The following is a 21,802-nucleotide window of genomic DNA, read 5'->3' as shown; positions in this document are numbered from 1 at the left end:
TGCTTCGCAACAGGTTTGGCCTTCGCCGCCTTCTTAGCTGCTGGTTTTGCCGGCGTTGCGGCCTGAGCGGGAGATGCAGTGGTTGCGGGAGGAGTTTGCGCAGCTGCCGGAGCCAAAAGGGACAGCAGGGCAACGGCAAAGACAGCAATTCGAAACATGGCTTTCGGGAGATCAGAGGCAGGAGGACGGCGGATACGCCACACTAGGGTGGGATCGTGACAACCGCAAGCTGCAGCCGGAGACCGCTGTTTATTCGGTGGGCGGTTATCGCTTCCACCGATAATATTTCATCGCGAACCCGTTCGACGGCTCGATCTCTTGCTTCTCGAACACAAAGCCCTCGCGCTCGTACCAGCGCCAGGCTTTTTCGTTCTCGCGGATGCAGCGCAGGTACATCTCGTCAGGCAGTTGCGTGCGCGTGAAGACGAGCAATTGGCGGCCGAGCGATTGCCCCTGATAGGCCGGCGCAACGAACAGCATGTCGAGATAGAGTTTTGGCAGATGCAGCGCCAGCATCGCGGCGATCGTGCCGTTGTCGTCGGCGACGAACAGGCTCCAGCCGTCCTCGATCTCGCGCCGGATGCGTGCACGCAGGTTTGCCAGCAGGAAGTCGCTCGTCTCGCCGAGCCCGGTCGAGACCCAGCTCTCCATCCAGACACGGCCGATCTCGTCGTATTCGTCGGCGCGGGCCGGGCGGATGATGGGATGGGACATCGAGGCCTCAGGTCCGCTGGCTGCGCACGGATGGCCGTGCGCGCACCTTGCCTGCCGACAGGCACACCACCTCGGAAATCTGCAGGAGCTGCCGCGCCAGCGGGCTGGTCTTGCGCCAGACCATGCCGATGGTGCGCGAGGGCTCCGGGTCGCGGAAGCGCGCGAGCGAGACCGAGGCCGATCGCGTCTCCACCGGCACGGCCATCTCCGGGATCAAGGTGACGCCGATGCCGGCGCTGACCATCTGGACCAGCGTCGACAGCGAATTGGCATCCAGCATCTCGCGCGGCGGCGCCGATTGCATGTTGCAGAACGACAGCGCCTGATCGCGGAAGCAGTGCCCCTCTTCGAGCAGCAACAGCCGCATCTCGCGCATCATCTCCCGCGATGGTGCCGGTGTCCCCTCATCCGCGGCCGGCCGCACCAGCAGGAATTTTTCCTCGAACAGGGCGACTTCGGTGAGCGAAGGCTCGGACACCGGCAACGCAACGATGGCGGTATCAAGCCTGCCTTCCACCAGTTCCTGGATCAGCCGCGGCGTCATCGTCTCGCGCACGCGGATGTCGAGTTCCGGATGCATGCGCGTGAGATTCTTGGTGATCGTGGGCAGAAGATAAGGCGCGATCGTCGGGATCATGCCGATGCGCAGCCGTCCGGAGAACCGGTCCTGCGAGGCGCGGGCGAAATCGCCGAGCTCGTCGACCGAGCGTAAAATGTCGCGGACGCGCTGCGCGAGCTCCTCGCCAAATCGGGTCAGCGCCACCTGCCGGGCGCTGCGCTCCAGCAGCAGACCGCCGAGCGCCTCCTCCAACTCCTTGATCTGCATCGACAAGGCCGGTTGCGAGATGGAACAGGACTCAGCCGCGCGGCCGAAATGACTGTGGCGCGCCAGGGCGTCGAAATACCGGAGCTGGCGCAGCGTCAGGTTTATCATCAGAAAATCTTATCGCAGCGATCATTAAAGTCAACTTCCCCTGATCGAACGCGAAGCTTAGAGTACTTCTACCTGGTCAAAGGCGCGAGTTCGACGCCACCAGAGGAGGTATTCATGGACGACACTTCGAAGTGCCCGTTTTCGGGTGGAAAACGCGTGCCGGCGAACCGCGATTGGTGGCCAACTCAGCTCAGCATCGAGATGCTGCACAAGAATTCCGGCCTGTCCGACCCGATGGGCAAGGAGTTCGACTACGCCAAGGAATTCAAGACACTCGACCTGAACGCGGTCATCAAGGATCTGACCGCTTTGATGACGGAATCGCAGGAATGGTGGCCTGCCGACTTCGGTCACTATGGCGGCCTCATGATCCGCATGGCCTGGCACAGCGCGGGCACCTACCGCATCGCCGACGGCCGCGGTGGCGCCGGCGCCGGTCAACAACGTTTCGCGCCGCTCAACAGCTGGCCCGATAACGCCAATCTCGACAAGGCGCGCCGTCTGCTCTGGCCGATCAAGCAGAAATACGGCCGCAAGCTTTCCTGGGCCGATTTGATGGTGCTCGCCGGCAACGTCGCGCTGGAGTCGATGGGCTTCAAGACCTTCGGTTTCGCCGGTGGCCGCGCCGACGTGTGGGAGCCGGAAGAGCTGTATTGGGGTCCCGAAGGCACCTGGCTGGGCGATGAGCGCTACAGCGGCGAACGCCAGCTCGCCGAGCCGCTCGGCGCGGTGCAGATGGGCCTCATCTACGTCAATCCGGAAGGCCCGAACGGCAAGCCGGATCCGATCGCCGCGGCCAAGGACATCCGCGAGACCTTCTTCCGCATGGCGATGAACGACGAGGAAACCGTCGCGCTGATCGCCGGCGGCCACACCTTCGGCAAGACCCATGGTGCTGGCGATCCGTCGCTGGTCGGACCGGAGCCGGAAGCGGGTGCGCTCGAGGACCAGGGCCTCGGCTGGAAGAGCAAGCACGCTTCGGGCCTGGCGGGCGATTCCATCACCAGCGGTCTCGAGGTGACATGGACGACGACGCCGACCAAGTGGAGCAACAACTTCTTCGAGAACCTGTTCAAGTACGAATGGGAGCTGACGAAGAGCCCAGGCGGTGCGAACCAATGGACGGCCAAGGGCGCCGAGGCGATCATTCCTGATGCCTTCGACAAGTCGAAGAAGCATCGGCCGACCATGCTGACGACCGACCTCTCGCTGCGCCTCGATCCGGCCTACGAGAAGATCTCGCGTCGCTTCCTCGAGAACCCGGATCAGTTCGCGGACGCCTTCGCCCGCGCCTGGTTCAAGCTCACCCATCGCGACATGGGCCCGATCCAGCGCTATCTCGGCCCGCTGGTGCCGAAGGAGACGCTGATCTGGCAGGATCCGATTCCGGCCGTGAATCACGAATTGGCCAGCGATCAGGACATCGCTGCGCTGAAGACCAAGATCCTGGCCTCGGGTCTGTCGGTGTCGGAGCTGGTCTCGACCGCCTGGGCGTCGGCCTCGACGTTCCGCGGCTCGGACAAGCGCGGCGGCGCCAACGGCGCGCGCATCCGCCTCGCCCCGCAGAAGGACTGGGAGGTGAACGAGCCGGCTCAGCTCTCGAAGGTCCTGGGCAAGCTCGAAGCGATCCAGAAGGACTTCAACGCGTCATCCGGTGCGAAGAAGGTCTCGCTGGCGGACCTCATCGTGCTCGGCGGCACTGCCGCGGTCGAGAAGGCCGCGAAGGATGCCGGCGTCGACGTCAAGGTCGCCTTCACGCCGGGCCGGATGGACGCCTCGCAGGAGCAGACCGACGCTGCCTCCTTCGCTCCGCTGGAGCCGCGGGTCGACGGCTTCCGCAATTACACCGGCAAGCGGCAACAGTTCATGATGCCCGAAGAGGCGCTCGTCGATCGCGCGCAGCTGTTGAAGCTCTCCGGTCCCGAGCTGACCGTGCTCGTCGGCGGCCTGCGTGTGCTCGGTGCCAATGCGAACGGTTCGAAGAACGGTGTCCTCACCGCGAAGGTGGGAACGCTGAGCAATGACTTCTTCGTCAACCTGCTCGACATGAGCACGCAGTGGACGCCGGCCGGCACTGACGGCACCTATGAGGCCCGCGATCGCAAGACCAATGCGGTCAGGTGGACCGGCACGCGCGTCGACCTGATCTTCGGCGCGCACTCGCAGCTTCGCGCCTACGCCGAGGTCTATGCCACGTCGGATTCCAAGGAGCAGTTCGTAAAGGACTTCGCCAAGGCCTGGACCAAGGTGATGAACCTCGACCGGTTCGACCTCGCGGCTTGATCCCAAAGCTCAGCAAGCGACAAACAAAAAGGGCGGCCGCGAGGCCGCCCTTCGTGTTTCTGATGTAGAGCGTTTTCGAGCGAAGTGGATACCGGTTCGCGTGAAGAAAACGCGTCAAAACAAGAATCTAGAGCTTCGGTTCTGATTCAATCAGAACCGATAATGCTCTAGCGGAGCGATTTACTCGCCGGCTGCTTCGCGCGGGGCCTTCTCGCCCTCGCCGCCCTTGCCTTCGAGGTCTTCGCCGGTGGTCTGGTCGACCACCTTCATCGACAGGCGGGTCTTGCCGCGGTCGTCGAAGCCGAGCAGCTTGACCTTGACCTTGTCGCCTTCCTTGACGACGTCGGAGGTCTTCTGCACGCGCGCCGAGGCGAGCTGGCTGATGTGGACGAGGCCGTCCTTGGAGCCGAAGAAGTTCACGAAGGCGCCGAACTCCATCACCTTGACGACGGTGCCGTCATAGATCTGGCCGACTTCCGGATCGGAGGCGATCGACTTGATCCACTTGATGGCGGCCTTCATCGCCTCGCCGTCGCTGGAGGCGACCTTCACGGTGCCGTCGTCCTCGATGTTGACCTTGGCGCCGGTCTTCTCGACGATCTCGCGGATCACCTTGCCTCCGGTGCCGATCACTTCGCGGATCTTGTCGGTGGCAATCTTGAAGGTCTCGATGCGCGGCGCATATTCGCCGAGCTCGGCACGGGCGTTGGTGAGCGCCTTGGACATCTCGCCGAGGATGTGGATACGCCCATCCTTGGCCTGACCGAGTGCGACCTTCATGATCTCTTCGGTGATGCCTTCGATCTTGATGTCCATCTGGAGCGAGGTGATGCCCTGCTCGGTGCCGGCGACCTTGAAGTCCATGTCGCCGAGATGGTCCTCATCACCGAGGATGTCCGAGAGAACCGCGAAGCGCTTGTCTTCGAGGATCAGGCCCATCGCGATGCCCGCGGTCGGCCGCTTCAACGGCACGCCGGCGTCCATCAGCGCGAGCGAAGCGCCGCAGACCGATGCCATCGACGAGGAGCCGTTGGATTCGGTGATCTCCGACACCACGCGGGTGGTGTAGGGGAACTCATGGTGCGGCGGCAGCACCGGGTGGATCGCGCGCCAGGCAAGCTTGCCGTGGCCGATCTCGCGGCGCTTGGTGCCGCCGAGGCGACCGGTTTCACCGACCGAGTAGGGAGGGAAGTTGTAGTGCAGCAGGAACGTCTCTTTGTACGTTCCCGACAGCGCGTCGATGTACTGCTCGTCCTCGCCGGTGCCGAGCGTGGTCACGACCAGCGCCTGGGTCTCGCCGCGGGTGAACAGCGCCGAGCCGTGGGCACGGGGCAGCACGCCGACTTCGGCGATGATCTTGCGCACGGTCTTGCTGTCGCGACCGTCGATGCGCTTGCCGGTGTCGAGGATGTTCCAGCGAACGATCTTGGCTTCGAGCTCCTTGAACACGCCGCCGATGCGCAGCTTGTCGTATTTCGGCTCCTGCCCTTCAGGGAAATAGTGGGCGATCACCTTTTCCTTGACCTTGCCGACCGCGGCGTAGCGGTCCTGCTTGACCGGAATGGCGTAGGCGGCGCGCAGTTCCTGCTCGACCATGCCGAGCATTTCCTTTTCGAGCGCCGAATTGTCGATCGTGGTGACCTCGCGCGGCTCCTTCGCGGCCTTCTCGGCGAGCTCGATGATCGCGTTGATCACCGGCTGGAAGTGGCGGTGACCGAACATCACCGCACCGAGCATGATGTCTTCGTTCAGCTCCTTGGCTTCCGATTCCACCATCAGCACGGCGTCGGCAGTGCCGGCGACGACGAGGTCGAGCTGGGTGTCGACCATCTCGTCGAGCGTCGGGTTGAGGATGAACTCGTCGTTGGCGAAGCCGACGCGCGCGGCGCCGATCGGGCCCTTGAACGGAGCGCCCGACAGGGTCAGCGCCGCCGATGAGGCCACCAGCGCCACGATGTCGGGATCGTTCTCCATGTCGTGCGAGAGCACGGTGACGATCACCTGGGTCTCGTTGCGCCAGCCATCGACGAACAGCGGACGGATCGGGCGGTCGATCAGGCGGGAGACCAGCGTCTCCTTCTCGGTCGGACGGCCCTCGCGCTTGAAGTAGCCGCCGGGAATGCGGCCGGCTGCGTAGGTCTTCTCCTGGTAGTCGACGGTCAGCGGCAGGAAGTCGACGCCTTCGCGCGGCGTCTTTGCCGCGACGACGGTGGCGAGCACCACGGTCTCACCATAGGTCGCGACGACGGCGCCGTCGGCCTGGCGGGCGATCTTGCCGGTTTCAAGCTTGAGAGGGCGTCCGCCCCAGTCGATCTCGACCGAATGCTTATTGAACATAGATGTCTTCTTTCATGGGTTCTCGAAAGAAGGACGGGTCGAAAAACAAAAACCATGCGCAAGATTGCGGGACGTTGATCGAAGCGGGCGATCAGCGTCCTGCGATCCTGCCATGGTTTTTGGATTTCGGATGGCGTCCATCCTTTCGGGTCATACGGGCGCCTTGCCCGTTGTGCCCAGCCGCCGGATTGCTGCTGGACTGTCAGTCGGCACGAACGCGAACACCGAACCTTCGGTCTTCGCCCATCATGCCCCGGATGCTCGCCGTCAACGGCCCGCACCCGACGCGCACGCAGCCTCGATCAAAAACCTTTAAACAAACGCTTTCGTTCGAAACCACGCGCGAAAACGCGCGCCGTTGGGCGCGCGCAAGAACTCTTAACGACGAATGTTGTGCTTCTCGAGCAGCGCCTTGTAGCGCGCCTCGTCCTTCTTCTTCACATAGTCGAGGAGCGAGCGGCGGGTCGAGACCAGCTTCAAGAGGCCGCGACGCGAATGGTTGTCCTTCACGTGGGTCTTGAAATGGCTCGTGAGGTTGGCGATGCGTTCCGACAGGATCGCGACCTGAACCTCCGGCGAACCGGTGTCGCCGGCTTTGTTGGCATTCGTCTTGATGACTTCCGCTTTGCGTTCTGCGGCAATCGACATCGTCAATTTCTCTCGTTGCGAACGGCGCTGGCAGTCAGGCCGGTCAGGTTGAACACACGCTTGGGGATGATTTCGCCATTGCCGACTTCGGCAAGCGCGAGAAGCCGGCCTGCCACCGTGACATAGACTGTGCCGCTAGAAGTGGGCGCATCCCGTCCGCGCAACAAAACGGCCTGGCCCCGATGGAGCCTTGCCGCATCAGCCCGAGTGACGGCCAGTGCCGGGATGTCGTCCAGCGCGGTCTCAACGGGCATCAGCGCGTCGGCGAGGCTCCCCTCGCCGGACGCGGCTCTATCGCACAAAGCCTCCAACTGATCCAGCGGAATCATGTCGTTCTCGCCAAATGGGCCGACCAGGGTCCGCCGCAGCGCGCAGATGTGGCCGTAAGTGCCGAGAATCCGGCCCATATCGCGGGCCAGCGCGCGGACATAGGTGCCCTTGCCGCACTCGGCCTCGAACACGGCCCGGTCGCTATCTGGTTGATCTACAAGGTTTAAACGGTGAATCTCGACCGGCCGCGGAGCCAACTCCACGATCTCGCCGTCGCGGGCGAGGTCGTAGGCGCGCTCGCCCTGCACCTTGATCGCGGAATAGCGCGGCGGGATCTGCTCGATCACCCCCGTGAAACGGGGCAGCAGGGCCTCGATGGCCTCCCGGGTCGGGCGCTGGTCGGAGGTTGCGGTCGCCCGGCCCTCGATGTCGTCGGTGTCGCGCTCCTCGCCCCAGCACACCGTGAACTGGTAGCGTTTGCGGCCGTCCATGACGAAGGGGACGGTCTTGGTGGCCTCGCCGAGCGCGATCGGCAGGCCGCCGGAGGCGAGCGGATCGAGCGTGCCGGCATGACCGGCGCGTTTGGCGTTGAACAGGCGCTTGAGCACGGCAACGGCCTGCGTCGAGGTCATGCCGATCGGCTTGTCGAGCACGACCCAGCCATGGACGTCGCGGCGGTCGCGGCGCGGCTGGTTGCCCTTCTGCTTGCTGGCGCGCGGATCGTTGTTGACGCGGCGCGGCTCGTGATGCGGCTGAGAATTGCCGCTGATGTCCGCAAAATTATTTTTCTGCACGTCGCGCTGATCGGCCTCTTTGCCGCCGATCGTGCCGTGAGCCGGGTCCATCGTCATTGTTCTTCTTCCCGATCCGAGTCCGGATTCTGTTCCAGGTCCTTCTGCACCGCCGGTGTTCGCAAAAGCTTCTCGATCCGTTCCGCTTCGTCGAATCGTTCGTCGACGCGGAAGCGAAGGTCAGGTGCAAATTTCAGGTTAACGCGCCGCGCGACTTCGCCGCGCAGGAATTTCTTGTTGCGTTCGAGCGCAGCGATGATGATCGCGGTGTCGCGGCCACCGAGCGGCATCACATAAACTGTCGCGAGCTTCAGGTCGGGCGACATCCGTACCTCCGGCACGGTGATGATGTGACCTTCGAGGTCCGCATCATGCACATTGCCTTGCGCCAGAATCTCGGCCATCGCATGGCGAACCTGCTCGCCGACGCGCAACTGGCGTTGCGAGCCGCCGGGTGCGGAACTCTTTTTCTGATGATGGCTGGGCATGGTCTGAAAATCACCTCGTCATGCCCGTGTTTGGGGCACGAGCATTGTCATTTGTCCTGTTGAAACGAAGAGGGGTGGATGGCCGGAAAAAATCCGGCCATCGCACTCCCGCAATTCAGTTCAAAAAGATCCAGGCGCTTCGGTAAGATTTGGACTTACAGGGAGCGCTGGATCGTCTCCACGCGGTAACACTCGATCACGTCACCGGCGCGCATGTCGTGGTAGTTCTCGAAGGCCATGCCGCATTCCTGACCGGACTGGACTTCCTTCACTTCGTCCTTGAAGCGCTTCAGCGTCGACAGCTTGCCTTCGTGCACGACGACGTTGTCGCGGATCAGGCGCACGTTGGCGCCGCGTTCCACGGTGCCGTCGGTGACGCGGCAGCCGGCGACCTTGCCGACCTTGGAGATGTTGAAGATCTCCAGGATCGCGGCGTTGCCGAGCATGGTTTCGCGCAAGGTCGGCGCGAGCAGGCCGCTCATGGCCTTCTTCACGTCGTCCACGAGGTCGTAGATGATGTTGTAATAGCGGATCTCGATGCCGTTGCGCTTGGCGGCCGCGGCGGCCTCCTTGTTCGCACGAACCGAGAAGCCGATGATCGCGGCGCTGAAGCCTTCCGCGAGCGTCACGTCCGATTCCGAGATGCCGCCGACACCGGCATGCAGGATGCGCGCGGCGACTTCGTCGGTGCCGAGCTTCTCCAGCGAGCCGAGGATCGCTTCCAGCGAGCCCTGCACGTCGGCCTTGATGATCAGCGGGAATTCCTTGCGGCCCGCCGTCTTCAACTGCGACATCATCTGCTCGAGCGAGCCGCGCATGCCGGAGATCGAGGCTGCCGCGTTCTCGCGCTTCTGGTGCGCGCGGTAGCTGGTGACCTGGCGGGCGCGGGCTTCGTTCTCGACCACGGCGAGACGATCGCCTGCTTCCGGCGGACCGTTGAAGCCGAGCACCTCGACCGGCACCGAAGGACCTGCCTCCGGCACCGTCTCGCCCTGATCCGAGATCAGCGCGCGGACGCGGCCCATTTCGGCACCGGCGACGATGATGTCACCGACACGAAGCGTGCCGCGCTGGACCAGCACGGTCGCGACCGGACCACGGCCGCGATCGAGCTTGGCTTCGATCACGGTGCCTTCGGCCGGGCGATCCGAATTGGTCTTGAGGTCGAGGATGTCGGCCTGGAGCGCGATCATCTCGAGCAGCTTGTCGAGATTGGTCTTGTTCTTCGCGGACACTTCGACGTCGACGACTTCGCCGCCGAAGGATTCCACCTGCACCTCATGCTGGAGCAGCTCGGTGCGCACGCGTTCGGGCTTGGCGTCGGGCTTGTCGATCTTGTTGATGGCAACAATGATCGGCACGCGGGCCGCCTTGGCGTGGTTGATGGCTTCGATCGTCTGCGGCATCACGCCGTCATCGGCAGCAACCACCAGCACGACGATGTCGGTTACCTTGGCGCCGCGGGCGCGCATCGCGGTGAACGCGGCGTGGCCGGGCGTGTCGATGAAGGTGATCTTCTTGCCGCTTTCGGGCGACAGCACCTGATAGGCGCCGATATGCTGGGTGATGCCGCCGGCCTCGCCGGAGACAACGTTGGCATGACGGAGCGCGTCGAGCAGCGAGGTCTTGCCGTGGTCGACGTGACCCATCACGGTCACCACCGGCGAGCGCGGCTCGGTGTCGGTGGAATCGTCGATGGCGTCGAACAGGCCTTCTTCAACGTCGGACGCGGCAACGCGCTTGACGGTGTGACCCAGCTCTTCGGCGATCAGCTGCGCGGTGTCGGCGTCGATCACGTCGGTGATCTTGTGCATCGCGCCCTGCTTCATCAGCATGCGGATGACGTCGACCGCGCGCTCGGCCATGCGGTTGGCGAGTTCCTGGATCGTGATCGCTTCCGGAATGATCACCTCGCGGATGAGCTTTTCCTTCGGCTCGTTCGCGGCATGGCCCTTCAGGCGCTGGGTGCGGCGGCGGAACGAGGCGATCGAGCGCTCGCGCACGTCGTCGGCATTGAAGGCGGTGACGACGGTCAGGCGGCCGCGCTCCTTCTGCGGGCCGGGCTTGTGGGTGGGCTTGGGGGCTATCACGGGCCGCGCAGCGCCGCCGGGACCGCGACGGATCTGGCGCGGACCCTCGTCCTCGTCCGGTCCGGCTGCGACAGCGGGGCCGCGACCCACCGGGCCTCCCGGCCGCGTGGTCGTTCCGGGCCGCGCCGTCGTTGTTCCCGGGCGTGCCGTGGTGGTGGTCGTCCCGGGCCGCGCCGCGGGCGCTCCGGGCCGCGGTGCAGGAGCGGCCGAGGTCGCCGTTGCGGGGCGCGCCGCAGATTGCGGCTGCTCACCCTCGCCAAAACGCTTCTTGGCCTCGGTTTCGGCCTTCCGCTTGGCTTCCTCTTCGTGGCGGTGACGTTCATCCTCGGCCTTGCGGCGGGCTTCGGCGGCCTCGCGATCAGCGCGCTCGGCGTTTTCGCGGACAGCGCGGCGCTGGGCCTCTTCCTCGGCGTGGCGGCGCTCTTCGACTTCGCGCACCTTGGCATCGGCCAGCGCGCTGGCGCGGGCGGAACGCTCGTCCTCGGTCAGCGTGCGCAGCACCACGCCGGAGCCGGCGTTGCGCGGCGGCGCCGGGCGTGCCGGAGCAGGCTTGGGCGCGGCGGCCGGCGCGGGCTTCGCCACCTCGGCAGCCTGTGGCTCGGGGCTGCCGTCGGTGCGGCGCTTGCCACGCTTCTCGACCACGACCTGCTTGCTACGGCCATGGCTGAAGCTCTGGCGCACGGTGCCCGTTTCGACGCGCGGCTTGAGCGATAGCGTCTTGCTCGGAACGCTCAGCTTCTTGTCGCCAGGGGTCTTGGTATCAACCATTCAGCAGTCCTAATCCTGATCTGTTAGCATTGTGCGTTGCCGCACCGTCCTGTTGGGTCGTCGTTGTCTCTCAGAAATCCTGGCCGGGCTTTTCGGCAGTCTTGTCATCGTCCGCCATCCGGTATCGGACCAGCATCTGGCTACGTGACAGGAATGACTTGCTCGCCGGGCCCGCGAGCAGGGCAGCATGTATCACATTTGACCGGGTAAGTGCCAAATCCAATTCTATTGATTTCAGTGCGATAACGACGGGAATCTGCGGCTTGGCGCCGCGATTTCCGTCATTTTGACGCGCCAGCATGTCCAATTTGCGGATTCCGTCCGGGGCCCCGTCGCTGGCGTGGATCAGGACCTCGACCGTACCTCCCCGAAGCGCGCTTTCGACCTTGCCGAAGCCGGCCACGATCTGGCCCGCCTTGGCGGCAATCCCAAGGGCTTCCGTCACGCCCCGAACCAGGAGCGCCTCGATGTCGGCGGGAAGCGTCTGAGGGATGCGCAGCTCGCGCTTGAAGGCTTTGGTAAAATGGTGACGCCGCACGGCTTCCGCAACCGCCTCTCGCGAGGCTGATATCCACATTCCGCGTCCGGGCAGCTTGCGCTTGAGATCGGGAACTATGTGCCCTTGCGGCGAGACGACGAAGCGGATCAGTTCGTCGATCGGCCGGACCTCGCGGCTGACCGCGCACATCCGCATAGTCGCGGACCTTTCGGTCCGCGGTCCATGGTCGAGTTCGGGGTCAGTATCGGCGAGCATCCGGGTGACATCCTCCTTCGCCCTAAGCCGGCTGATCTTCGGTCGCCTCGGCCTCTTCCGCCGGCTTGGCGAGATCGGCCTCGGTGATCCAGCCGGCCTTGACGCGGGCCTGCATGATCATCGCTTCAGCATCGTCACGGGAGATATCGAGGCCGTCGAGCGCGCCCGGATATTTGGTCTGCTCGCCGCCTTCCTTGCGCTCGGTCCAGCCGACCAGATCGTCAGTGGCGCAGCCGGCGAGGTCGTCGACCGTCTTGATGTCGTTCTCGCCGAATTTCACCAGCATCTTCGATGTGACGCCGGGCACGTCCTTGACGGCGTCCTCGACCCCGAGTTCCTTGCGCTTGGCCTCAAGCTCGGCTTCCAGCTGTTCGAGATATTCACGAGCGCGGTTCTGGAGCTCCTGCGCGGTCTCTTCGTCGAAACCCTCGATGCCGGCGAGTTCCTTGACGTCCACCATCGCGAGTTCCTCGACCGAGGTGAAGCCTTCGGACGCCAGCAATTGGCCCACCACCTCGTCGACATTGAGCGATTCCATGAAGACGCGGGTGGAGTTCTCGAAGTCAGCCTGGCGGCGCTCCGATTCCTCCTGCTCGGTCAGGATGTCGATATCCCAGCCGGTGAGCTGCGAGGCCAGACGCACGTTCTGGCCGCGGCGGCCGATCGCCAGCGAGAGCTGGTTGTTGGTGTCGGGCACGACGACCTCGATGCGCTCGCGGTCTTCGTCGATGACGACCTTGGAGACTTCGGCCGGCGCCAGCGCGTTGACCACGAAGGTCGCGATGTCGGGCGACCAGGGGATGATGTCGATCTTCTCGCCCTGCAATTCGTTCACCACCGCCTGCACGCGCGAACCGCGCATACCGACGCAGGCGCCGACCGGATCGACCGAGGAATCGCGGGAAATCACGCCGATTTTCGCGCGCGAGCCGGGATCGCGGGCGACCGCCTTGATCTCGACGATGCCGTCATAGATCTCAGGCACTTCCTGCGCGAACAGTTTTGCCATGAACTGCGGATGGGTGCGGGAGAGGAAGATCTGCGGGCCGCGGGTCTCGCGGCGGACGTCGAAGATATAGGCGCGGACGCGGTCGCCGTTGCGGAACACTTCGCGCGGCAGCATCTCGTCGCGGCGGATGATGGCCTCGCCGCGGCCGAGATCGACGATCACGCTGCCATATTCGACGCGCTTGACAACGCCGTTGACGATGTCGCCGATGCGGTCCTTGAATTCCTGATATTGCCGGTCGCGCTCGGCTTCGCGCACTTTCTGCACGATCACCTGCTTGGCAGACTGCGCGGCGATGCGGCCATATTCCAGCGGCGGCAGGGTGTCGGCGATGGTGTCGCCGACCTGGGCACCGGGATTGGCGCGCTGTGCATCCACCAGCGAGATCTGGTTGGAATGGTTTTCGACCGTCTCGACGACCAGCATGTGGCGCGACAGCCGCAGCTCGCCCTTCTTCGGGTCGATCTCGGCGTGAACGTCAGTCTCGCTGCCGTAACGAGCCCGTGCCGCCTTGGCGATGGCGTCCTCCATCGCCGCGATGACGATGCCGCGGTCGATCGATTTCTCGCGCGCAACGGCGTCGGCGATCTGGAGCAATTCAAGTCGATTGGCGCTGACTGCCATGGCTAGTCTCCTTCGTCAGGCTCGATCTCGCCCCGTCGCGCGCGTTCGGCGGCCAGGCGATGTTTCTTGGTATTGGTCGGGGCCGGCTTCTTCGTAGTGGTCGGCGCCGGCTTCTTTGTCGGCTTGGTATTCTTGGTCGTTTTTTCGCTGATGCCGGCGTGCGGTGCGGCCGGCGGCTCAAGGCCGAGATTGCGCCGCATCTCGCGTGCCTGGGCCTTGCCGCGGCGCATGGATTCCGCGATCAGCTCGTCGGTCAGCACCAGCCGTGCCTCGGCGATATCCTCCATCGTCAGGAGAACGTCGGAAGCCTCGCCCGCCTTGACGTCGTCGCGATGCAGATGCACGCGATCGCCTTCGACAGGACCAATCGTGCCGCGGAACCGCTTCCGCCCCTCATGGGCGACCGCCATTTCGACCTTCACCAGATGCCCGGCATAACGCTCGAAATCGGAGCGGCGCACCAGCGGGCGGTCGATTCCCGGCGAGGAGACTTCCAGCCGATAGGCGCGATCGACGGGGTCGGCGACGTCGAGCACGGGCGACAGCGCCCGCGAGATTGCCTCGCAATCCTCGATCTGCATCGAGCCGTCCGGCCGCTCCGCCATGACCTGCACGGTACAGCCAGATTCTCCGGAAATTCGGATCCGCACCAGGCGGTAGCCCATGCCTTCGAGCACCGGTCCTGCGACCGCGGACACCCGTGCCGCCACGCCCGGCTCAACCACGAGCCTCGGCTCGGCCAGCAACTCGGCATCCGTGGAACCAGGGTTCGGTTCGGTCATATCAGGGGTCAAGGCGCTCGATATGGTTAAGGCTTGGTTACAATTTCAAAGCCCGCTTCGGAACTCTCCCGACAGATCGCCGGGCCGCTAATCTTCCACCAAGCCGCGTTCAGGTAATAAAAAAGAGCGGGTCCTTTCGGGCCCACTCTCACTACGCGGATCGTATGAGAAGATGAATTGGCGGTGATATAGCCCTTTCCGCACTCTCGGACAAGGCCCATCGCAAGGCAGACGAGGCTTTTTGCGCCCGGCTTGCGGCCCCGCGCAACGCTTCATTCACCTCCGAGGCCTAAATTCCCTGATTGGGGGGCGGCTTGGACCAAGGGCGCACCCGCGGCGTGCCCTGTACGAGTTTGCGTTTTCATGACCGTTGCCACGTCGCTCATTCCCGGACTGGACGATATCGTCAAACGCGGCGACCCGCGGCGTCGCGGCGAGATCGCGCGCGCCATCTCCCAATTGTTCTTCCAGGATGCCGAGAAGCTCAGTCCCGATCTCGTCGATCTCTTCGACAATCTGCTGATCGATCTCGTCCCGCATGCCGAACTCGCCTCGCGCGTTGATCTCGCCGAACGCTTCTCGCGGCTGAACAACGCGCCGCGGCATCTGGTGAGCCAGCTCGCGCGCGAAAACGAGATCATGGTGGCGGGCCCCGTGCTGCGCCATTCCCCCGTGCTCGACGACGCCGCTCTCGTCGAGATCGCGCGACTGAAGGGCCAGGGCCATCTGCTGGCGATGACCGAGCGCCCCACGCTGTCGGCTGTCATCACCGACGTGCTGGTCGAGCGCGGCGATCGCGACGTGGTGCGTCGCGCCGCGGGCAACGCCGGCGCGGTGTTCTCGCCTGGCAGCTATTCCGAGCTGATCAAGCGTGCCGCCCGGGACGGCGTGCTGACGCTCAAGATCGGCCAGCGCAACGATCTTTCGGGTGAGCACCTCAAACAGCTTCTCGACGGCACGCTCGACGTCATTCGCCGCCGCCTCTCGATCGTGGTCAATCCCGTGCGCCAGGTCGAGATCAAGCGCGCCATGGCAGCGATCGAGGAAGCCACGCTGCCGCCGGGTCCGCGTCGCGATTTCTCGGGGGCACAGCGCACAGTGCTCACCTTGCATCGCGAGGGCCATCTTGGCGAGAGCGCGCTGCTTGGCTTCGCCAAGGCGCACAAATACGAGGAGGCGATCGCTTCGCTCTCGGCGATGTCCGGCGTCCGCCTCTCGATCCTCGACCGCCTGATCGCGGCTGACCGCTACGATCCAATTCTGGTTCTGGGGCGCGTGCTGAATCTCGGCTGGCCGACTGTGCGCGCGCTCATCCTGCTCTGGTACGGGCCGCATCGCACGCCGGCCGATGCCGACCTCGAGGCGGCGCGCACGAATTTCACGCGCCTGATGCCGACGACTGCCGAGCGCGTCGTGAATTTCTGGCGCAACCGGCAGACGATCTAGAGCCGTCGAAACCGCAGATACGCCGCCTTGCGGCCCTCGCGCGTGGCCTTCCGGCCGTAGCGCGTCATGGTATAGCCGTCCCACGGCAGGCGAAAATCATCGGCGCGCTCCGCGAGCCAGACGAAATCCGCCGAGCGCGCCAGATGCGACAGCGTCCAGGCGCAGTAATCGTCGATGTCGCAGATGAAACGGAATTCACCGCCGGCTTTCAGCACGCGCGCCATCGCGGCGATGGTTCGGTCCTGGACGAAGCGCCGCTTCCAGTGCCGCCGTTTCGGCCAGGGATCGGGATGGATCAGGTCGATCCGCGACAGCGAAGCCTTCGGCAGCCAGGCCAGGAGCTCGGCGGCATCGCCCGCGAACAGACGGATGTTGCCGATGTTGGCGACCTCGATCTGCGCGAGGATCTTGGCCATGCCGTTGACGTAGGGCTCGCAGCCGATGAAGCCGGTCGTGGAGAAGTTCTGTGCCTCCGCCGCAAGATGCTCGCCGCCGCCAAAGCCGATCTCGAGTCGCGCATCGTCGGCTGCGGGGTCGAAGATCTCGCGGGCATCCGCCGGCGCTTCGCCCGCGATGTCGAGCGCAAGACGCGGCAGCAGATGATCGATCAGCTCGGCCTGGTGCTGCCGCAGCTTGTGGCCCTTGCGGCGTCCGAAGAAGGCGCGCTCGCTGTCATCGCGATCGGGGTCTGATTTGCGCTCGCTCATCGTAGCGTCTGGTACAGGCGATGGAGCAGCCGCGCGCGCGGTTCGAGCGAGGAGACATAGAGCTGCTCATAATGGGTATGCGCGCCCTTGCCGTCGACGCCGAGCCCATCGAGCGTCGCGGCGTGGGCGGCGGTGAAATTACCGTCCGAGCCGCCGCCGGTGTGAGTGTCGACCAGCTCGAAGCCGATCTCCGTGGCAAGCGTCTTCGCATGTTCGTACAGCGAGGCGCCTGCATCGCTCTTCTCGTAAGGCGGACGATTGAGCCCGCCCGTGACCTTGACGGTGACGCCATCCGTCTTCGATGTCAGGGCGAGGATCTTGCCGACCAACTCGTCCGCGTCCTTGAGGCTCAGCACGCGCAGATCGATTTCGCCATGGGCTTCTTCCGGCGTCACGTTGGGCCGCGTGCCGCCGCGCACCACGCCGACATTGACGGTGACGCCGCGCGCCAGATCGTTCATCGCTTCCAGCGCCAGGATGACGTTGGCAAGCTCGCGGATCGCGCTGCGGCCATCCTGGGGTCGCGTGCCGGCATGTGCGGGCACGCCCTTGATGAATACTTCGAATCGCCCGACGCCCTTGCGGCCGGTGACGATCTTGCCGCCGTCGCGCGCCGGCTCCGTCACCAGCACGTATTTGGCCTTGCGCCCTTCCATCTCGATGAGTGCGCGAGAGGTGGGGCTGCCGATCTCCTCGTCAGAGGTGAACAGGTGGGTGATGCCGAGCGGCGAGCGATCGGCCGTGGCGCAAAGCGCGCGAAAGGCGTGATGGGCGATGTAGGCGCCGCCCTTCATGTCGTAGATGCCGGGACCGAACGCGCTGTCGCCTTCGATCTTGAACGGCAGGCGGGCGATGAATCCCATGGGATGAACGGTATCAAGGTGGCTCAGCACCAGGATGCCTGGCCGGTCCTGGCCCCAGGTCGAGCGCGCCACGAGATGATCGCCGCAGCCATCGACGCCGGCGACGCGCTCGAGCGTCACAGGCAGGTCGCGGAATTGCGCCGCGACCACGGAGATCAGCTTGTTGACCTGTTCAGGTGCTTCCGTTGGCGTCTCGACCTCCACCCAGCGGCGGATGCCATCGAGAATAGTTTGGGAATCGAACCAATTGGAGCTGGCCATGGGCGCATCTGTGCCTTTGAATCGCATCATCCGGAAGGACGCGCATCAAAGCGCGGCCGCAAATGACGACATAGGCCAGATTTGGCGCAGTCTCAAATCGGATTGAGATCGCGCGTCAGCGCTTGTCGGGGCCTTCGCGGGCCGCGATCTGCTCGACGAGATCGACGATCGAGCGGCGCATCTTCGAATCGGTGATTCGGGTGAACGCCTTGGTCAAAGCGAGTCCTTCGGAGGTCGCGAGGAAGTCCGAGACGTAAGACGGCGATGCGCCTTCGCTGAAGCCATCCGGACCCGGCACGCCGCTTGGACCGCCCTCGAACAGGAACGACACCGGCACCTGGAGAATTTCGGAAATTTGCTGGATGCGGCTCGCGCCGACCCGGTTGGTGCCCTTCTCGTATTTCTGAACCTGCTGGAAAGTCAGGCCCAAAGCTTCACCGAGCTTTTCCTGGCTCATGCCCAACATGATGCGGCGCATCCGCACGCGACTGCCGACATATTTGTCAACAGGGTTGGGCGCTTTCGACATTTCCTCAGCCCTCCAAACATCACCTTCGGCGCAATCAGGAATGCCTCAGGTGTAAGCAACGTTCAAAATCAGACCCTGTTATTGGGAAACATTGCGGAGAAATTTAGCAATGCCCACTGTCTTTTGCAGCCGATGCAGAATGAGGAGGCCGCATGCAGTCTGTCAACCGTGGGACTACGGTTGTCAAAAGTTTCCGGCCGCATCGGCAGCGACGGCGTGATCAGGGGTGCCGTTTGGCAACACGTCGGCGGACCGCCAGAAACACTGCCAGCGCGACGAGCATGGCCGCTGGCACATCGCCCACCCGCGCATAGATGGTCGGCGGGATCGCGGCGGGCAGGTTTGCGTCCAAAATGCCTTCGATCCCGAGACCGAGGCTGGCGACGGTGCGTCCCACCGGATCGATCACTGCGGAGATGCCGGTATTGGCGGAGCGGACCAGCGGCAATCCGAGCTCGATCGCGCGCATCCGCGCCTGCTCCAGATGCTGATAGGGGCCGGTCGAGATACCGAACCAGCCGTCATTGGTGAGATTCACGATCCAGCCCGGACGTTCATTGCGTCCAGCCACTTCGCCGGGAAAGATTGCTTCGTAGCAGATCAGCGGCAGCGCGGACGGCGCGCCGGGGACCGGCAGCGCATGCCGCACGTTGCCGGGAATGAAGCCGCCGCGCACTCGCGTGAGTTGCTCGAAACCGAGCTTCTCCATCAGATCCTGGTAGGGAAGAAATTCGCCGAACGGCACCAAATGCAGCTTGTCGTACACCGCGAGCACGCTGGCGTCGTGGTCGATCACGTAGATCGAATTATAGGCGCGCGTGATCGGCGTGCCCCGCGGCAGGTCGGGCGCGCGGACCGAGCCCGTGATCAGCACCGTGCCCTTGGGCAGAAGCTCGGCGATTTGCGCCATCGCATCGGCTTCGCGGGTCAGGAAGAACGGAAAGGCGGATTCCGGCCAGATCAGGATGGTGGCATCGCGCACGCCGGTCGATTGCGGTCCGGAGGCGCGGTCCGACAAGGCCAGATATTTCTTCATCACCTCCGCCTTGGCGGCGTAGTTGAATTTCGCGTCTTGCTGGAGATCCGGCTGCATCAGGCGCAACTTGGTGCCCGCAACCATCGTGGTCGGATGCAGCGACAGGCGGATCGCGCCGAAGATGCTCATGACCAGCAGGAGCGCCGCGGCTGCGGCCGGCACGCGCCACGCCAGGCGGCGATCGGGCGTGCGGTCGATCAGCGTCGCAGGGCTCGCGAAGATCGCAACCGTCAGGAACGTCATGCCCCACAGGCCGATCAGCGACGCCGTTTGTGCCAGCGGCAGCGGCTCGGACAACGCATAACCGAACGCGTTCCAGGGAAAGCCGGTCAGCGCATGACCGCGCAGCCATTCGGTGATGGTGAGGCTTGCCGCGAGCGCAAGCACGCGCGTGGCGTTCTTGGTCCAGAGCAGGCGGGCTAGCGCAAAGCCGATCGCCGTGAAGATGGAAAGATAGGCCGGCAGGCCCAGCACGGCGAACGGCGTCAGCCAGGCGAACACATCGGCGTCGACGAAGAAGGCGTAGCCGATCCAGTAGAGGCCGGGGACGAAATAGCCGAGCCCGAACCAGTAGCCGGTCAGCGCCGCGGCGGGGACGCCGCCGTATCGTCCGGCGCCGGCGCCGTCGATCAGCCAGACCAGCACCGGGAAAGTGATGAACAGCACCGGGAAGGCGTTGAATGGTGCCAGCGCCAGCACTGAGAACGCCCCGGCGGCCATCGCGACGAGCGCGCGCTTCCATCCCCAGGTGAGGATGATGGCAAGCGCGATCTGGCGAAGTCGCTGGAACGGACTCACCGCGGGCCGGTCCCGTCGCTTGGCGGCGGGGTGGGCGTGTCGCTGGCCGCCGGTTGACTGCCATCCGGCGCAGCCTCGCGGCGTCGGCTCTCGCGCTGGGTGCGTGGCGCGGGACGCTCCTTCCGCGTCGCGATCCGCAGCCGCTTGACGCGGCGCGGATCGGCGTCGAGCACCTCGACCTCGTAATTGCCGGGGCCCGAGATCACTTCGCCGCGCACCGGCAGGCGCCCGACGAAGCTGACGAGATAGCCGCCCAGCGTCTCCACTTCCTCGCCGGCCTCGCCGGTGACGAAATCCTCGCCGATCACGGTGCGGACGTCGTCGAGGCTGGCGCGGGCGTCGGCGATGAAGGCGTTGTCGGGCAGCCGCACGATCGAGGGCGGTTCGTCGCTGTCATGCTCGTCGTCGATCTCGCCGACGATCTGCTCGACGATGTCCTCGAGCGAGACCAGCCCGTCGCTGCCGCCATATTCGTCGACCACCAGCGCCAGATGAATGCGCGTGGCCTGCATCTGCGCGAGCAGGTCGATCGCCCGCATCGACGGCGGCACGTAGAGCAGCTTGCGGATGATGCGCGCTTCCCCGAGCGGCAGCGCGAGATCGACCGTACGCAGATCGAGCCCGGCCGGCAGCGGTTTCCTGCGCTTGGTTTTCGTCACCCCCGACACGCGCGCACGCGCGGTCATGAAGGCGAGCAAATCGCGGATGTGGACGATGCCGACGGGATCGTCGAGCGTCTCGTTGTAGACCACGAGGCGCGAATGGCCGGCGCTCTCGAAGCGGTCCATCAACTCGCCGAGCGGGATGTCGCGCTTCACCGCGATGATGTCGGCGCGATGCACCATGACGTCGGCGATGCGACGCTCGTGCAGGCCGAGGATGTTGCGCAGCATGGTGCGCTCGACGGTCGAGAAGCCGGTGTCGTCGGGCGTCGTGGCGTCGAGCACGACCTGGAGGTCGTCGCGCACCGAACCCGCCTTCCAGCCGAACAACGTCCGGATGGCGCGCAGCAGCCAGCCGTCGGCGGTCGGACGCAGCACCTCGCCTGATGTCACCACGGCCGGCAAATTGGCCGTGTTGCGCGGATTGTCGTGTATCGGGTCGGAATCCGGCATCTCAATGCGTCCCTGGGCGGTCGGCATAGGGGTCGGGAATGCCGAGATGAGCCAGGATCTCTCGTTCGAGCGCTTCCATTTCCTCCGCGTCGTCTTCGTTTTCGTGGTCGTAGCCGACCAGATGCAGGAAACCGTGCACGGCGAGATGGCTCAAATGATGATCGAACGGTTTCTGTTCCTCATCCGCCTCACGCCGCATGGTCTCGTAGGCGATCGCGATGTCGCCGAGCATGCGCGGCGCATCGCCTGGCTTCCAGCCGCCTTCCGGCTGGAGTGCGGGAAACGATAGCACGTTGGTCGGCTTGTCGATGCCGCGCCAGTTGCTGTTCAGCGTGCGGATGCCGACATCATCGGTCAGCATCACCGCCACTTCCGCCTCGGCAACGTCTTCGTCGACATTCTCGGCGGCGGCCGCCACGGCGCGCTGGATCACGGCTTCGGAATCGGGCTCCCGCTGCCAGCAATCGGCGACGACGAGGACCTCGGTAATGGGAAGGTTGGGGTGTGACATTGTCCTTGTTCGGAACGAAGGGGCGCCGTGTCCGCGCCCATATG

18 protein-coding genes are annotated in these 21,802 nt (G+C 64.6%); 2 read left to right on the top strand and 16 right to left on the bottom strand.

All coding sequences use genetic code 11. From position 1 onward, the window contains the following. Positions 1 to 264: 264 nt before the first annotated feature. Positions 265 to 714 carry a GNAT family N-acetyltransferase gene (locus QCM77_RS21860; RefSeq protein WP_279684851.1) on the bottom strand — a complete coding sequence of 150 codons (450 nt, stop codon included), beginning with the start codon at positions 712 to 714 and terminating at the stop codon, positions 265 to 267. A 7-nt stretch (positions 715 to 721) separates the two neighbouring features. Continuing rightward, positions 722 to 1,648 (bottom strand): hydrogen peroxide-inducible genes activator, encoded by a 927-nt coding sequence (locus QCM77_RS21855; RefSeq protein ID WP_279660057.1) that lies wholly within the window; start codon positions 1,646 to 1,648, stop codon positions 722 to 724. 114 nt (positions 1,649 to 1,762) lie between these two features. Here QCM77_RS21855 and katG point away from each other — a divergent pair, with 114 nt between their 5' ends. Then, positions 1,763 to 3,931, top strand: a complete 2,169-nt coding sequence (gene katG / locus QCM77_RS21850; protein WP_279684849.1) for a catalase/peroxidase HPI — start codon at positions 1,763 to 1,765, stop codon at positions 3,929 to 3,931. A 180-nt stretch (positions 3,932 to 4,111) separates the two neighbouring features. Here the strand turns inward: katG and pnp are convergent, their stop codons facing one another. The 8 genes from pnp to rimP form a co-directional block, all read right to left on the bottom strand. After that, positions 4,112 to 6,268, bottom strand: a complete 2,157-nt coding sequence (pnp, locus tag QCM77_RS21845; protein WP_279660055.1) for a polyribonucleotide nucleotidyltransferase — start codon at positions 6,266 to 6,268, stop codon at positions 4,112 to 4,114. A gap of 378 nt (positions 6,269 to 6,646) precedes the next feature. Beyond that, positions 6,647 to 6,916 (bottom strand): 30S ribosomal protein S15, encoded by a 270-nt coding sequence (rpsO, locus tag QCM77_RS21840; RefSeq protein WP_092027405.1) that lies wholly within the window; start codon positions 6,914 to 6,916, stop codon positions 6,647 to 6,649. A 2-nt stretch (positions 6,917 to 6,918) separates the two neighbouring features. Beyond that, positions 6,919 to 8,037: a tRNA pseudouridine(55) synthase TruB gene (gene truB, locus QCM77_RS21835; protein ID WP_279684847.1), complete on the bottom strand. Its 1,119-nt coding sequence runs from the start codon at positions 8,035 to 8,037 to the stop codon at positions 6,919 to 6,921. Then, positions 8,034 to 8,465, bottom strand: coding sequence for a 30S ribosome-binding factor RbfA (gene rbfA, locus QCM77_RS21830; RefSeq protein WP_279660053.1), 432 nt, complete (start codon positions 8,463 to 8,465; stop codon positions 8,034 to 8,036). The genes truB and rbfA overlap by 4 nt, the downstream gene beginning before the upstream one ends. A 155-nt stretch (positions 8,466 to 8,620) precedes the next feature. After that, positions 8,621 to 11,323, bottom strand: a complete 2,703-nt coding sequence (gene infB / locus QCM77_RS21825) for a translation initiation factor IF-2 (RefSeq protein WP_279684845.1) — start codon at positions 11,321 to 11,323, stop codon at positions 8,621 to 8,623. Between the two features lie 70 nt (positions 11,324 to 11,393). After that, on the bottom strand, positions 11,394 to 12,077 hold the full coding sequence (locus QCM77_RS21820) for an RNA-binding protein (protein WP_279684843.1): 684 nt from the start codon (positions 12,075 to 12,077) through the stop codon (positions 11,394 to 11,396). A gap of 22 nt (positions 12,078 to 12,099) precedes the next feature. Beyond that, positions 12,100 to 13,710 (bottom strand): transcription termination factor NusA, encoded by a 1,611-nt coding sequence (nusA, locus tag QCM77_RS21815; protein ID WP_279660050.1) that lies wholly within the window; start codon positions 13,708 to 13,710, stop codon positions 12,100 to 12,102. Positions 13,711 to 13,712: 2 nt separating this feature from the next. Continuing rightward, a complete protein-coding gene (gene rimP, locus QCM77_RS21810; RefSeq protein WP_279660049.1) occupies positions 13,713 to 14,492 on the bottom strand; it encodes a ribosome maturation factor RimP in 780 nt (259 codons plus the stop codon). 363 nt (positions 14,493 to 14,855) lie between these two features. Between rimP and QCM77_RS21805 the strand changes: the two genes are divergently transcribed. After that, on the top strand, positions 14,856 to 15,938 hold the full coding sequence (locus QCM77_RS21805) for a DUF2336 domain-containing protein (RefSeq protein ID WP_279684841.1): 1,083 nt from the start codon (positions 14,856 to 14,858) through the stop codon (positions 15,936 to 15,938). Here QCM77_RS21805 and QCM77_RS21800 read toward each other — a convergent pair. From QCM77_RS21800 to ybeY, 6 genes are all read right to left on the bottom strand, one after another. Beyond that, positions 15,935 to 16,645, bottom strand: a complete 711-nt coding sequence (locus tag QCM77_RS21800; RefSeq protein ID WP_279684839.1) for a tRNA (guanine(46)-N(7))-methyltransferase TrmB — start codon at positions 16,643 to 16,645, stop codon at positions 15,935 to 15,937. The two genes, QCM77_RS21805 and QCM77_RS21800, sit on opposite strands and share 4 nt — an antisense overlap. Next, positions 16,642 to 17,799: a M20 family metallopeptidase gene (locus tag QCM77_RS21795; protein ID WP_279684837.1), complete on the bottom strand. Its 1,158-nt coding sequence runs from the start codon at positions 17,797 to 17,799 to the stop codon at positions 16,642 to 16,644. Before QCM77_RS21795 ends, QCM77_RS21800 begins: the two co-directional genes overlap by 4 nt. A gap of 85 nt (positions 17,800 to 17,884) precedes the next feature. Further along, complete coding sequence (locus QCM77_RS21790) at positions 17,885 to 18,298, bottom strand: helix-turn-helix domain-containing protein (RefSeq protein ID WP_247331588.1); 414 nt, start codon at positions 18,296 to 18,298, stop codon at positions 17,885 to 17,887. Positions 18,299 to 18,518: 220 nt separating this feature from the next. Next, positions 18,519 to 20,132, bottom strand: coding sequence for an apolipoprotein N-acyltransferase (gene lnt, locus QCM77_RS21785; RefSeq protein WP_279660044.1), 1,614 nt, complete (start codon positions 20,130 to 20,132; stop codon positions 18,519 to 18,521). Beyond that, positions 20,129 to 21,247 carry a hemolysin family protein gene (locus QCM77_RS21780; protein ID WP_279660043.1) on the bottom strand — a complete coding sequence of 373 codons (1,119 nt, stop codon included), beginning with the start codon at positions 21,245 to 21,247 and terminating at the stop codon, positions 20,129 to 20,131. Before QCM77_RS21780 ends, lnt begins: the two co-directional genes overlap by 4 nt. Position 21,248: 1 nt before the next feature. Then, positions 21,249 to 21,758 (bottom strand): rRNA maturation RNase YbeY, encoded by a 510-nt coding sequence (ybeY, locus tag QCM77_RS21775; protein WP_279660042.1) that lies wholly within the window; start codon positions 21,756 to 21,758, stop codon positions 21,249 to 21,251. Positions 21,759 to 21,802 lie beyond the last annotated feature (44 nt).

The sequence above is a fragment of the Bradyrhizobium nivariense genome (assembly GCF_029846695.2).
In the GTDB taxonomy this organism is placed as follows: Bacteria; Pseudomonadota; Alphaproteobacteria; order Rhizobiales; family Xanthobacteraceae; genus Bradyrhizobium.
This window is presented reverse-complemented; position numbering and strand designations above follow the sequence as displayed.